Genomic DNA, 13,808 nt, shown 5'->3' with positions numbered 1-13,808 from the left:
TCAAGAATTCCCGCGACCTGCCAGATGAATGGATCAGGTGCGTGGCAAGGTGACGCCGCGTTGGCCCTGATACTTGCCGCCACGGTCCTTATAGGACACTTCGCACTCTTCGTCGGATTCAAGGAACAGCATCTGCGCCACGCCTTCGTTGGCATAGATTTTCGCAGGCAGGTTGGTTGTGTTCGAGAATTCCAGGGTCACGTGCCCCTCCCACTCAGGCTCAAGCGGGGTGACGTTGACGATGATGCCGCAACGGGCGTAGGTGCTTTTGCCCAGGCAGATGGTCAATACGTTGCGCGGAATACGGAAGTATTCGACGGTGCTGGCCAAGGCAAAAGAGTTCGGCGGGATGATGCAGACGTCGCTATGGATGTCGACGAAGCTGCCGGCATCAAAATTTTTCGGGTCGACAATGGCCGAATTAATATTGGTGAACACCTTGAAATGACTAGTGCAACGAACGTCGTAACCGTAACTCGACACGCCGTAGGAGATCACACGGTTATCGTCGCTGCCGCGCACCTGGCGCTCGACGAACGGCTCGATCATGCCGTGTTCCTGCGCCATGCGGCGAATCCACTTGTCCGATTTGATGCTCATGGCGGGTGTCCTGAATAGCGAGGTGGAAAAATTCTGTCCGGCATCTTACCGGGCGCGCGCTCCGGGTTCAAAGTCCGGGGCATAATTCTCGCCGATCCCCTGTGATATCTGGGCCTTCGCCGTAAATTGGCGGACCGTCAGTCATGAAATCAGAGAAACCTTCACCGGAAGCATTGGCACGTTCCGGAAAAAGGGTTAAGGTGGCGCCACTGTGCTGCTTGTGTCACTGAGAATCTCTACACGATATGTTGAATTTCGATCCAACCATCTACAAGAATTTTTCCTGCTCTTTGCACTCAGTCTCGGCCAGGGTTCTTCCTGCGTCGCAGTTATCTTTGTTCAAGGAGTTACACCATGTCTAATCGCCAAACTGGTACCGTTAAGTGGTTCAACGATGAAAAAGGCTTCGGCTTCATCACTCCACAATCCGGTGACGACCTGTTCGTTCACTTCAAAGCTATCCAATCCGACGGCTTCAAAAGCCTGAAAGAAGGCCAACAGGTTTCTTTCATCGCTACCCGCGGTCAGAAAGGCATGCAAGCTGAAGAAGTTCAAGTTATCTAACTTGTACTTGCTTTAGTAAAAGGCCCCGCCCTCAAAAGCGGGGCTTTTTTGTGCCTGTGTGTTTTGCAGGCAAAAAAAATCGCAGCCCACGGCTGCGATTTTTTGCGTCTTACCAGGCCACACCAAACCCTGCGGTGTAACGCGTCTTGTCCAGATCAGCATCGTCGGTACCGCTGATGATGTCTCGCTCGGCCTTGAGGTTAAGCGAAGCCCACTCGGTGACCTTGTAGCGCAAGCCCATTTCGGCATCGAGCGCGTAATCCGCTACGCCCGACAACGGCTTGCCCACTTCGCCATTGGTGAAGAACTCCACCTTCTTGCCGATCAGGTAACGGTTGTAGTCCCACTTCATCGCCAGGGAATAGAAGTTTTCCTTGCTGCCGTCGGAGAACTCATAGTCCGTGCGGTTGACCAGCGAGCCCAGGGAGAATGCGCCGAGTTCGTTATCCCAGAACTGGTAACCCGGACCGGTACCGACAGTGCGCTGACGGGAGAGGTCTTCTACCTTGTCGCGCTTATAGACCGCGCGGCCTTGCCAGAACCACTTCTCGGTCAGGAAACGGTCGAGCGAGTATTCGCCCCGCCAGTTGTCGGTAGTGACCACGTCATCCTGAAATTCGCGGTTGTACTCGCCTTCCGCCGTGTGCCGCCATTTGCCATGGCGCGCCGTGGTCTTGAAGTCGATGTCGTAGTCATCGGTGTCTTTTTCCGCCCGCTGGTAATCCAGCGCCGCGTCGACATTGCCTTTCCACACCAGATCTTCAACCACTGGCTTGGGCTTGAGAATCTGCTGGATACTCGCCAGCTCGACCGTCTTCGGCGCTTCGCCGTTTTCCAGCGTCACCTTGCCGTCGTCCGCTGCATGCAGCGACTTGGCCTTCTCGCCGGTGTAAGCATCTTGCTTGACCAGCAACTCCTGATCACTTTCCAGGGTCTTGACCTGCTTCCAGTCGATCGGAACCGCACCGGCATATTCGGTCTGTATCAGCAATTTACCGCCATCGAACAGCGTGATCTTGCCGCTCAGTTTGTCACCGTTCTTCAACCAGACGGTATCAGCGAGCAACGGCGTGGAGGCACTCATGACAGCAAGGCACAGCAGGGTTCTGGATACCATAAGCAAATACAGGCTCAAGTTTGCGAAAAAAAGTCGGCATTATCCCTGGGAATAAGACCCTAGCAAGGACTGACCCGACTATTTCTATTGAGTTCATTTCTCAATTGCGCATCCAGGACTTACTCTACGGACGGTAAGGCGAATTTTTCAGGAACCACGGACGTGACCGACCCAACCACTGAAACCGAAAGTGCAGCGCAAATCCGACGCACGGCGCTCTACTTGACCCTCGCGCAGGTGCCCGAGGGCAAAGTGGTCAGCTATGGTCAACTCGCCGAACTGGCCGGACTGGGCCGAGCCGCGCGCTGGGTGGGACGCACATTGAGCCAGCTGCCCGGCGACACCAAGCTGCCATGGCACCGCGTGCTGGGTGCCGGCGGTCGGATCAGCCTGCCCGTGGGCAGCCCTTCAGGGGATGAGCAGCGCGCGCGATTGCGCTCCGAAGGCGTCAGTATCCTGAACAATCGTGTTGATATTCAGCGCCATGGCTGGCGCCCGGTAGAGCACAGCGGTTAGAGTGCGCGCTTTGTTTCCGTAATTCTTGAGGCAGACTCCAGCCCATGCCCCGTAAAACCTGGCGCGCCGCGCTCGCCGCCTATGCCAGCCCCTCGACGCTTGTGTTGTTGTTGCTTGGTTTCGCCGCCGGCCTGCCCTACATGCTGGTGTTTTCGACGCTCTCCGTTTGGCTGCGTGAGGCCGGTGTGGCCCGCGAAACCATCGGTTATGCAAGTCTGATCGGCTTGGCCTATGCCTTTAAATGGGTCTGGTCCCCGCTGCTCGACCAATGGCGCCTGCCCTTTCTCGGCAAACTCGGTCGACGACGTTCCTGGCTGGTGCTCTCCCAGGCACTGGTGATCCTCGGTCTGATCGGGATGGGTTTCTGCGACCCGCAAAAGCACTTGTCCTGGCTGATCGCCATCGCCGTGGTCGTCGCCTTCGCGTCGGCGACGCAAGACATTGCGGTTGACGCCTATCGCCTGGAAATCGCCGACGACACTCGCCAGGCAGCGCTCGCTGCCAGCTACATGTCCGGCTATCGGATCGCCGCGTTGCTGGCGACGGCCGGCGCGCTGTTTTTCGCTGAAGGCTTTGGCTCCACGGGTTTCAATTACCAGCATTCGGCCTGGGCCGGCACCTACGTGTTGTTTGGCGCCCTGATGGTCCCGGCGCTGCTGACGACGCTGTTCATGCGCGAACCGCCTGTGCCCCTGCGCACCCAACTTCAAGCCGGCCGCTACAGCTTTATGCATCAACTGATGTCGGTGTTCGTGCTGATCGTGCTGCTGGTGTCCGTGCCGGCCATGTTTACCCAGCTCTACAACACCGACTTCGCCAGCGTGCTGTTCGAAGGCGCGAGCCCGCTCGACCTGCTGCTCGAAGACCGCGCCTTCCTGCGGGCCATCCTCTACACCACGCTCACGTTTATGTGCCTGTCGGCCATGGGCCGTCGCGGCCTGGCACCGGTGCTGACGCCGATCAACGACTTCATTCTGCGTTACCGCTGGCAAGCGTTCCTGCTGCTCGGGCTGATCGCCACCTACCGCATGTCCGATACGGTCATGGGCGTGATGGCCAACGTGTTCTACATCGACCAGGGCTTCACCAAGGACCAGATCGCCAGTGTCAGCAAAATCTTCGGCCTGATCATGACCCTGGTCGGCGCCGGCATGGGCGGCCTGCTGATCGTGCGTTTCGGCATCCTGCCGATCCTGCTCATCGGCGGCATTACATCGGCCGGCACCAACCTGCTGTTCCTGATGCTCGCCGACATGGGCGCCAACCTGAACATGCTGATCCTGACCATTTCCCTGGACAACTTCAGCTCGGGCCTGGCGACGTCAGCGTTCGTCGCGTACCTGTCGAGCCTGACAAACCTGAAATTCTCGGCCACCCAGTACGCCCTGCTCAGCTCGATCATGCTCCTGCTGCCACGCTTGATCGGCGGTTATTCAGGGGTCATGGTGGAGAAATTCGGTTACCACAACTTCTTCCTGATCACGGCGCTGCTGGGTGTTCCGACCCTGCTGTTGATCGCCCTGCACTGGTACCAGGAGAGCCGTCGCGCAGGTCCGACGCCGACACCCGAACCGGTGCCGACCCAGGTCGCGGAAGAATCGTAGGACATTTCGCAGAGGGCGCGACGATTCCCGCCCTCGTGCCACACCGCCGACCGCACGCCTGTACGCCAGCGGATCTCGCCCGTACAATGCTCCGTCATTTCTCGTCATCAGCAACCGACAACGGCCAACCATGCGCACCAGTCAATTTTTGCTCGCCACACAGAAAGAAACGCCTTCCGACGCGGTCGTCATCAGCCATCAGCTGATGCTGCGCGCCGGCATGATCCGCAAACTCGCCTCGGGCCTCTACACCTGGCTGCCGATGGGCTTGCGAGTGATGCGCAAGGTCGAAGCCATCGTTCGTGAAGAAATGAACGCCGCAGGCTCTCTCGAAGTGTTGATGCCGAGCACCCAACCGGCTGAGCTGTGGCAGGAATCCGGTCGCTGGGAAGAATACGGCCCTGAATTGCTGCGCTTCAAGGATCGCCACGGTCGCGACTTCTGCGCCGGCCCGACCCACGAAGAAGTGATCACCGACCTGATGCGCAACGAATTGAGCAGCTACAAGCAGCTGCCAATCAACCTGTATCAGATCCAGACCAAATTCCGTGACGAAATCCGCCCACGCTTCGGTTTGATGCGCGGCCGCGAGTTCATCATGAAGGACGCCTATTCGTTCCACGCTGATCAGCCTTCGCTGCAGATCACCTACGACCGCATGCACCAGGCGTACTGCAACGTGTTTACCCGTCTGGGCCTGAAGTTCCGCCCTGTAGAAGCCGACAACGGCTCCATCGGCGGTGCCGGCTCCCACGAGTTCCATGTACTGGCCGAGTCCGGCGAAGACGATATCGTCTTCAGCAACGGTTCCGACTACGCCGCGAACATCGAGAAAGCCGAAGCCGTGCCGCGTGAAACCTCCCGCGCCGCACCGACTGAAGAACTGCGCCTGGTCGACACGCCGAACGCCAAGACCATTGCGCAACTGGTCGAAGGCTTCAACCTGCCGATCGAAAAGACCATCAAGACCCTCGTGGTTCACGCTGAAGAGCAAGGCAAGCTGATTGCCCTGATCATCCGTGGCGACCACGAGCTGAACGAAATCAAGGCCGGCAACCAGCCAGGCGTTGCCAGCCCGCTGGTCATGGCTTCCGAAAGCGAATTGCGCGACGCCATTGGCGCCGGCGCCGGTTCCCTCGGCCCGTTGAACCTGCCACTGCCGATCATCATCGACCGTTCCGTCGAGCTGATGAGCGACTTCGGCATCGGTGCCAACATCGACGACAAGCACTACTTCGGCGTGAACTGGGAGCGTGATCTGCCGGTTCCGACCGTTGCCGACCTGCGTAACGTTGTCGCCGGCGACCCAAGCCCGGATGGCAAGGGCACCCTGGAAATCAAGCGCGGCATTGAAGTCGGGCACATCTTCCAGCTGGGCAACAAGTACAGCAAGGCGATGAAGTGCGAAGTGCTGGGCGAGAACGGCAAGCCGGTTACCCTGGAAATGGGTTGCTACGGCATCGGCGTTTCCCGCGTGGTGGCTGCGGCCATCGAGCAGAACAACGACGCCAACGGGATCATCTGGAGCGACACACTGGCTCCATTCCAGGTCGCTTTGGTGCCATTGCGCTACGAAACCGAACAGGTTCGTGAAGCCACCGACAAGCTGTATGCAGAACTGACTGCAGCCGGCTTCGAAGTGCTGCTGGACGATCGCGACAAGAAAACCAGCCCGGGCATCAAGTTCGCGGACATGGAGCTGATCGGCATTCCTCACCGGATCGTGGTCAGTGACCGCGGCCTCGCCGAAGGCAATCTGGAATACAAGAGCCGTACCGAACCTGAAGCGCAAGCGCTGCCGGTTGCTGACGTGCTGTCTTTCCTCCAGGCCCGTATCCGCCGCTGACACCAGATAGAGAAGTCATGTTCAAGCGAAACACCTTAGGCCTCGGTGGTGGCGCCCTGTGCGTCACCCTGCTGGTCAGCGGCTGTGCCAATCACATGTCGCAACGCAGCGAGCACGAGGAGCGTGTCGAGCGCAAATTGCTCGATCACAGCCTGCAGATCGATGTCGGCGAGCCCAAGGTGCTTGAGTTGCCGCAACGTCGGGTGAAAATCCACGAGCAGAAAACGTTCGAAGTCACCGAATTCGAAGTCACGCGTCACTATGATCGCTACACGCCCTACCAACCCTGGCGGGAGGTCTACGAGATCCCGCTGGGCGCGGTCGCGGTGGTGGGCGGTGTCGGGGCGAATGTGGTCAACGTATTCACCCTCGGCAGTCTGCCGGACAGCGTGACCAAGGATTGGCTGAGCTACGGTTTTGCCGGGCTCAACCCGCTCATGAACGTGCAGTCCAACGGTCGGGCGCAACAAAACCTGGCCGGGATCGATGAGATCCAGCTCGACAAGCGCACCGAATACTCGAGCCTGCCCTGGAGCGAGCGCCCGGTGGTGGTGAAAGCCGGCAAGGAAACGTTTGATCTGAGCACCGACAAAAACGGTGTTCTGCGCCTGAACCTGCTGGACAGCCCATTCGCCGAACATGACATCAATCATCTGAGCCGACTGCTGATCAGCGTCGAAGACGGCCAGGACGATGTACACAGCGATTCGTCCCTGGCAGTCAGCAGTTCATTGCGCGGCAAACTGCTCGAAGCCCATGGCCTGATTTATGACGACCTCGAAGACGACGAAGTGAGCCAGTGGGTACACCGGGTCAAGCGCTTGTCGGAACTGGGTCTTGAAGAAGAAGCCAGCGAGCTGGAACAAAGCCTGATCGAACTGACCCGCAACGATCCAGAGTTGCAGACCGAATTCCTCAAGTCATTGACCAAGGATGCCGGGCGACTGGTGGCGGATCCTGGACCGAATTAAAAGCAAAAGCCTCGCCCCTACAAGATGCGATACCTGTAGGAGCGAGGCTTGCCCGCGAAGAGGCCCTCACATTCACCGCAAAACTACCGCTCAAACAACTCCATCTGCTCAAACCCACCCCGCAAATCCTCCAGCCGCACGCCAATCCCCAACAACCGCACCGGTTTCCCGCCGCGATTGAACGCCTGGGTCAGCAACAACTGATAACTGCCCAAATCCCGCCCTGCCCCGGCTTGTTCCAGCGTCGTCTGGGTAAAGTCATGGAACTTCACTTTGACGAACGGCTTGCCCGGCCGATAGCTGCTGTCGATCCGCGCCATGCGCCCCGCCAGCGTTTCCAGCAGCTCGGGTAGTTTATCCAGGCAGCTGACCAGATCCGGCAGGTCCACGTCATAGGTGTTTTCAACACTGATCGATTGCCGGCGGCTGTCGTTGTGCACCTGACGGTCATCAATCCCCCGGGCCAGGCTCCAGAGTCGCTCGCCGAAGCTGCCGAATTCACGCACCAGCGCCAACTTGCCCCACTCGCGCAAATGCGAGCAATCGACAATGCCGAGCCTGCCCAGCTTGTCGGCGGTCACTTTGCCAACGCCATGCAGCTTGCTGACGGGCAAACCACTGACAAAGTCTTCAACCTGATCAGGCGTGATCACAAACAAACCGTTGGGCTTCTTCCAGTCACTGGCGATCTTGGCCAGAAACTTGTTCGGCGCCACGCCAGCCGAGACCGTGATGTGCAACTGATTGGAGACTCGGCGGCGAATGTCCTGGGCGATGCGCGTGGCGCTGCCACCGAAATGCGCACAGTCCGACACGTCGAGGTAAGCCTCGTCGAGGGAAAGCGGCTCGATCAGGTCGGTGTAATCGCGAAAGATCGTATGAATTTCCTTCGACGCTTCTCTATAGGCGTCCATGCGCGGCTTGACGATGGTCAGGTCCGGACACAGCTTCAGGGCTTGCCCGGAAGACATGGCCGAGCGCACGCCGTAGGCCCGCGCCTCATAGTTGCAAGTGGCGATCACCCCGCGCCGGTCTGCCGAGCCACCCACAGCCAGCGGTTTACCCGCCAGGCGCGGGTCGTCACGCATCTCGATGGCAGCGTAGAAGCAGTCGCAATCGACGTGGATGATTTTTCGCTGGCTCATATAAAAGCGGTGTTCATGGTGAAGAAATGGGGTCATGGCGTGCCGGATCGGCAGTATCTCACTGACACCTGTATATAGCACCAGTAGTCTGAATCTTCTTCCCCACCGGTAGGAAAAGTTACCGATGAATTTATTTTCTCAATCGAAAAGCGTCACCCGATAGAGCTGCAAGCCTTGCCATGCCTGCCTCGCAGACGATCACCCAGCCCTTCCTTCCCGCTAAGCGATTGAACCAGAACAGGTTTTATCTGGATTGAAGGTTGACAGCCCAGCGATCCTCTGTAGAATGCCGACACACAGACGCGGGATGGAGCAGTCTGGTAGCTCGTCGGGCTCATAACCCGAAGGTCGTCGGTTCAAATCCGGCTCCCGCAACCAAACATCAAAAAAGGCTACTCGAAAGAGTGGCCTTTTTTGTGCGCGCCTGTTTTGTGCCCTCTTCATGAACAGAAGCGAGAAATCGTTCTGATTCCGAAACTTAAGTCTGCTCCGCGACCGTTCGCCGCTTATTTACGCTTATTTGACCCGGTTGCAGATTAACGGTTGACACACAGGCGTATCTCTATAGAATGCCGCCACACAGACGCGGGATGGAGCAGTCTGGTAGCTCGTCGGGCTCATAACCCGAAGGTCGTCGGTTCAAATCCGGCTCCCGCAACCAAACATCAAAAAAGGCTACTCGAAAGAGTGGCCTTTTTTGTATCTGTTGAAAAAGTCCTTTCGCAACAATGACCTGTCACTGTGTAGCGAAGCGTTCGGGATCTCCAATGCGATGAGTTCAGACTATGCTGATTCGCAGACAGATCCCCCCAACGCCCAATGACAAGCCATCGCCGTCAACCGGTGAGAGGCGTTAATATTTGTGATTATTTTTTTCTACAGGGATTGGTAACTTGGCTGGATACCCCCATCCTGTCGCGCACAATCCAAGAGGTGATTGATGCGCGCCAACTCGTCTGATCCACAAGACACCGTCACAGCGACCCAATCGATCAAGGCCGAGCGCCTGCGCTTGCTGGATCTGGCCAGCAAATATCGCCAGCCCATCGGCCTGGCGGTGACGCTGCTGTTGTTCGCTATCGCGCTGATTGCCTGTCGTCATCTGCTGAGCGAACTCGATCTGTACGCTTTGCACGACTCGATTCTTGAAGTCCCTAAACCGGCACTGCTGGGCGCATTGGCGGCGACCGTGGTCGGCTTCATCATTCTGCTGGGGTATGAATGGTCCGCCAGTCGCTACGCGGGCGTGACGCTGGCGCCGCGAATTCTTGCGCTGGGGGGCTTCACGGCATTTGCCATCGGCAACGCCATCGGTCTTTCGATGCTCTCGGGGGGCTCGGTCCGCTACCGTTTATATGCACGGCACGGTCTGGGGGCGTCAGATGTCGCTCACATGACGTTATTCGCCAGCCTCTCGCTCGGCTGCGCACTGCCACCACTGGCCGCCCTGGCGACCCTCAGCAATCTGCCTGCTGCTTCGGCGGCCCTGGGATTGTCCGAAGGTTTGCTGGGGGGCGTTGCCGCGGCGGTTTTGCTGCTGTTCGGCGTATTGGCCATCGGCATCTACCGCCGTCGCCTGCCGGAACAACCTTCCCCGGATAACCTGCTGGTCAAGGTCGGGCGCCGCACCTTGCGCCTCCCCGGTCGCCGCCTGACTTTCCTGCAACTGATCATCACCGCACTGGACGTGGCCGCCGCCGCGACCGTGCTCTATTTGTTGCTGCCGGAAGCGCCGCCCTTCGGTGCGTTCCTGCTGGTGTACCTGCTAGCCCTGGCCGCCGGTGTGCTCAGCCATGTGCCCGGCGGAGTCGGCGTATTTGAAGCCATTCTGTTGGCCGCCTTCGCCGACACGCTCGGCGCCGCACCACTGGCCGCTGCGTTGCTGCTCTATCGCCTGATCTACGTCGTGCTGCCGCTGCTGGTGGCGTGTGTGCTCCTGTTGATCAACGAAGGCCAGCGTCTGTTTCAGTCGCGCCAATCCCTGAGGGCCGCGTCCGGTCTGGCGGCGCCGATCCTGGCGGTGCTGGTGTTCCTGTCCGGCGTGGTGCTGCTTTTCTCCGGCGTCACCCCGGAAATCGACACCCGGCTGGAACACATCGGCTTTCTGATCCCGCACCGCCTGGTCGACGCCTCGCACTTCGGTGCCAGTCTGGTCGGCGTGCTGTGCCTGTTGCTGGCTCAAGGCCTGCGTCGTCGACTGTCCGCCGCCTGGATGTTGACCACCATTCTATTGCTGGTCGGCGCCCTGCTCTCCCTGCTCAAAGGCTTTGACTGGGAAGAAGCTTGCCTGATGACCCTGACGGCGAGCCTGCTGGGCGTATTTCGCCGCTCGTTCTACCGCCCGAGTCGCCTGACTGAATTGCCGTTCTCGCCGCTCTATCTGGTCTCCAGCCTGTGCGTGCTCGGCGCCTCGATCTGGTTGCTGCTGTTTGCGTACCAGGACGTTCCCTACAGCCATCAACTCTGGTGGCAATTCACCCTCGACGCCGACGCCCCGCGTGGCTTGCGCTCATTGTTGGGGGCCGCCGTCCTGCTGGTGGTCGTGTCGCTGACCTGGTTGCTGCGCACCGCGCGCCCGGTGATTCACTTGCCGACGCCTGACGAGCTGGATCGCGCCATAAAGATCCTGATGGCCTCCTCCCAACCGGACGGCGGCCTCGCCCTGACCGGTGACAAGGCGCTGCTGTTTCATCCCAACGACGAGGCGTTCCTGATGTACGCCCGCCGTGGCCGCAGCCTGGTGGCCTTGTACGACCCGATCGGCCCGACCCAGCAACGGGCGGAAATGATCTGGCAGTTCCGCGACCTCTGCGACGTCCACCACGCCCGCCCCGTGTTCTATCAAGTGCGCGCCGAAAACCTGCCGTACTACATGGACATCGGCCTGACCGCGATCAAGCTCGGCGAAGAAGCCCGGGTCGACCTGAAACGTTTTGATCTCGAAGCCAAGGGCAAAGAGATGAAGGACCTGCGTTACACCTGGAATCGCGGCACTCGCGATGGGTTGTCGCTGGAGATCTTTGAGCCGGGCCATGCGCCGATGGATGAGCTCAAGGTGATTTCCGATGCCTGGCTGACCGGCAAGAACGTGCGCGAGAAAGGCTTCTCGCTCGGGCGTTTCAGTGACGATTACATCAAGCATTTCCGCGTCGCGGTGATTCGTTTCGAAGGGCGCCCGGTGGCATTTGCCAACCTGCTCGAGACTTACGGCCATGACCTGGCCAGCCTCGACCTGATGCGCGCGCACCCGGACGCGCCCAAGCTGACCATGGAGTTCATGATGGTCGGCCTGATTCAACATTATAAAAATCATGGATACGCGCGTTTCAGCCTGGGCATGGTGCCGCTGTCGGGGTTGCAACCCCGGCGTGGCGCACCGCTGACCCAGCGCCTGGGCTCGATGGTTTTCCGCCGTGGTGAGCAGCTCTACAACTTCCAAGGCTTGCGCCGCTTCAAAGACAAATTCCAGCCTGACTGGGAACCCCGTTATATGGCCGTGCCCGCCGGACTCGATCCGCTGGTTGCCCTGGCCGATACTGCTGCCCTGATTGCGGGCGGCTTGACTGGATTGGTGAAACGCTGATGATTCAACGCTCCTTGCGGTACGTACTGGGCACACTGGTCGTGTTGGCCCTGATTATCGGTGGCGGTTACTGGTACCTGAAGCGCCCGGCCCCCGAACCGACCCTCGAACAGCTGAACCCGGCTGATGGCACGGCGATGACGCGCGTCATTCCCGGCAACACGCCACGCGCCCAGGTGCTGGTGGCGGTCAATGAAGACCAGAAACTCAGCGACAAACAGTTGATGACCCTGAGCCGCACCGGCTCGGCGCAGATTGTTCAGGTGATCCTGCCCAAGGACTGCCTGCTGCAAAGTCGTGCCCTGCAATCAGGCCTGCGAGAACTCAAAGGCCCGGCGACCCTGGTCAGCGGTATCGGCCCTGGCGCGGTGCTGGCGTGGCGCTGGTTGTCCGAGCAGAAGGACGACAAGGCCCAGGCTGTCTCCGTCGACCTTGCACTGGAAAAACCCGGCTGCACCCACTTGCTGCCAAAAAGTGCCGCTCACGGTCACTGGCTGGTGGCCTGGAACGACAACCCGGACGACACCAGCGCCGGCTTCGTGCGCGATCAAGCCAACGCCGAAACCAGCATCAGCGACTACGACATCAACCTGCCGCAAGTGCTGAACAACGAACTGCGTAAACTCCTGGTCGGCGGCGACAAAGCCGCTGGCGGCCTGCAAATCCCCGTGGTCGAAGTCCCGGCCGGCCAAGCCAAGGACACCGTGACCCTGTTCCTGTCCGGTGACGGCGGCTGGCGTGACCTGGACCGCGACGTCGCGGGCGAGATGGCCAAGATCGGCTACCCGGTGGTCGGCATCGACACCCTGCGCTACTACTGGCAGCACAAGAGCCCGGAGCAAAGCGCTCTGGACCTGGCCGAGCTGATGCAACACTACCGGCAGAAATGGGGCACCAAGCGCTTCATCCTGACCGGCTACTCGTTCGGCGCCGATGTCCTGCCAGCGATCTACAACCGCCTGGAACCCGCAGAACAGCAACGCGTCGACGCCATCATCCTGCTCGCCTTCGCCCGCACCGGCAGCTTCGAAATCGAAGTCGAAGGCTGGCTCGGCAACGCCGGCAAAGAAGCCGCCACCGGCCCGGAAATGGCCAAGCTGCCACCGGAAAAAGTGGTGTGCATCTACGGTGAAGAAGAAGTCGACGAAAGCGGCTGCACCGACAAGACCGCCGTGGGCGAAGCGATGAAGCTACCGGGCGGCCACCACTTCGACGAGAACTACCCGGCGCTGGCAAAGCGTTTGGTGGACATCATCGAGAAGCGTCAGGTCAAGGGTGAGACGGCTCAGGAGTGATCTGAGGCGCGACCACCCAAAGCCCCCGCAACCGAAAGATTGCAGGGGCTTTTTTTCATTTCCACAGACACCACAAATCCCTTGGGTAGATCAGATACCTTGTGGGAGTGAGCCTGCTCGCGATAGCGATCTGTCGGATACAACGATGGTGAATGTCAGTCCGCTATCGCGAGCAGGCTCACTCCTACAAGGGATCTCATCGACGTTCCGCCATCGTAAATTCGTCCAGCCTGTTTAGTTTCGTTTACTTCCGGTGTCGCAATATCGGAAGACGCCCGCACACCTTGTAGGCAAACTCCGAATCTCGTGTTTGGGCACTTTGCCGCCTTGTTGCGTTTTTCTTCGACGGGATACTCTCCGGACGTCGCTGACCATTCAGCGATCGGGCTTGGAAACCCGTCGAACCAAAGCGCACCATCGCCCATCATGGCCGCAGTAGTTTTACGACTGCGATCCTGAGTTATGGCGGCTGTGCGTGGGACGCCCTCGGGCGTGCCGGTTCCTTGGTTCCCGGTTTTCCAACCTGCGTACAGTCGCCACCTATTCGATTGGAAACGAACGTGGCGA

The 13,808-nt window shown here is 59.4% G+C and carries 10 protein-coding genes and 2 tRNA genes; 9 read left to right on the top strand and 3 right to left on the bottom strand.

The window, feature by feature from the left end; genetic code table 11:
• Positions 1–33 precede the first annotated feature (33 nt).
• Complete coding sequence (gene dcd, locus RHP74_RS06400) at positions 34–600, bottom strand: dCTP deaminase (RefSeq protein WP_010462661.1); 567 nt, start codon at positions 598–600, stop codon at positions 34–36.
• Between the two features lie 354 nt (positions 601–954).
• On the opposite strand from dcd, the gene RHP74_RS06395 reads away from it, so the two are divergent.
• Entirely contained in the window at positions 955–1,164 is a 210-nt protein-coding gene (locus RHP74_RS06395; protein ID WP_002554837.1) for a cold-shock protein, read from the top strand.
• Positions 1,165–1,273: 109 nt separating this feature from the next.
• Here the strand turns inward: RHP74_RS06395 and RHP74_RS06390 are convergent, their stop codons facing one another.
• Positions 1,274–2,281 carry a DUF481 domain-containing protein gene (locus RHP74_RS06390; protein WP_042932327.1) on the bottom strand — a complete coding sequence of 336 codons (1,008 nt, stop codon included), beginning with the start codon at positions 2,279–2,281 and terminating at the stop codon, positions 1,274–1,276.
• A gap of 162 nt (positions 2,282–2,443) precedes the next feature.
• Between RHP74_RS06390 and RHP74_RS06385 the strand changes: the two genes are divergently transcribed.
• The 4 genes from RHP74_RS06385 (at position 2,444) to RHP74_RS06370 (ending at position 7,218) form a co-directional block, all read left to right on the top strand.
• Entirely contained in the window at positions 2,444–2,797 is a 354-nt protein-coding gene (locus RHP74_RS06385; protein WP_077750279.1) for an MGMT family protein, read from the top strand.
• 44 nt (positions 2,798–2,841) lie between these two features.
• Complete coding sequence (locus RHP74_RS06380; RefSeq protein WP_010462667.1) at positions 2,842–4,401, top strand: AmpG family muropeptide MFS transporter; 1,560 nt, start codon at positions 2,842–2,844, stop codon at positions 4,399–4,401.
• 130 nt (positions 4,402–4,531) lie between these two features.
• Positions 4,532–6,247 carry a proline--tRNA ligase gene (locus RHP74_RS06375; RefSeq protein ID WP_010462669.1) on the top strand — a complete coding sequence of 572 codons (1,716 nt, stop codon included), beginning with the start codon at positions 4,532–4,534 and terminating at the stop codon, positions 6,245–6,247.
• A 17-nt stretch (positions 6,248–6,264) separates the two neighbouring features.
• Positions 6,265–7,218, top strand: coding sequence for a hypothetical protein (locus RHP74_RS06370; protein WP_077750278.1), 954 nt, complete (start codon positions 6,265–6,267; stop codon positions 7,216–7,218).
• Positions 7,219–7,301: 83 nt separating this feature from the next.
• Here the strand turns inward: RHP74_RS06370 and dinB are convergent, their stop codons facing one another.
• The gene (dinB, locus tag RHP74_RS06365; RefSeq protein ID WP_010462672.1) at positions 7,302–8,363 is read right to left on the bottom strand and encodes a DNA polymerase IV; all 1,062 of its coding nucleotides are present in this window, start codon (positions 8,361–8,363) and stop codon (positions 7,302–7,304) included.
• A 301-nt stretch (positions 8,364–8,664) separates the two neighbouring features.
• Here dinB and RHP74_RS06360 point away from each other — a divergent pair.
• From RHP74_RS06360 to RHP74_RS06345, 4 genes are all read left to right on the top strand, one after another.
• Positions 8,665–8,741 (top strand) — tRNA-Met (locus tag RHP74_RS06360).
• A gap of 206 nt (positions 8,742–8,947) precedes the next feature.
• A tRNA-Met gene (locus tag RHP74_RS06355) sits at positions 8,948–9,024 on the top strand.
• 279 nt (positions 9,025–9,303) lie between these two features.
• The gene (mprF, locus tag RHP74_RS06350) at positions 9,304–11,946 is read left to right on the top strand and encodes a bifunctional lysylphosphatidylglycerol flippase/synthetase MprF (RefSeq protein WP_311098397.1); all 2,643 of its coding nucleotides are present in this window, start codon (positions 9,304–9,306) and stop codon (positions 11,944–11,946) included.
• Complete coding sequence (locus RHP74_RS06345; RefSeq protein WP_311098396.1) at positions 11,946–13,241, top strand: AcvB/VirJ family lysyl-phosphatidylglycerol hydrolase; 1,296 nt, start codon at positions 11,946–11,948, stop codon at positions 13,239–13,241. Before mprF ends, RHP74_RS06345 begins: the two co-directional genes overlap by 1 nt.
• Positions 13,242–13,808: the final 567 nt, after the last annotated feature.

Origin of the sequence: Pseudomonas sp. SG20052 (genome assembly GCF_031766055.1) — a bacterium.
GTDB classification, from domain to species: Bacteria; Pseudomonadota; Gammaproteobacteria; order Pseudomonadales; family Pseudomonadaceae; genus Aquipseudomonas; species Aquipseudomonas mandelii.
This window is presented reverse-complemented; position numbering and strand designations above follow the sequence as displayed.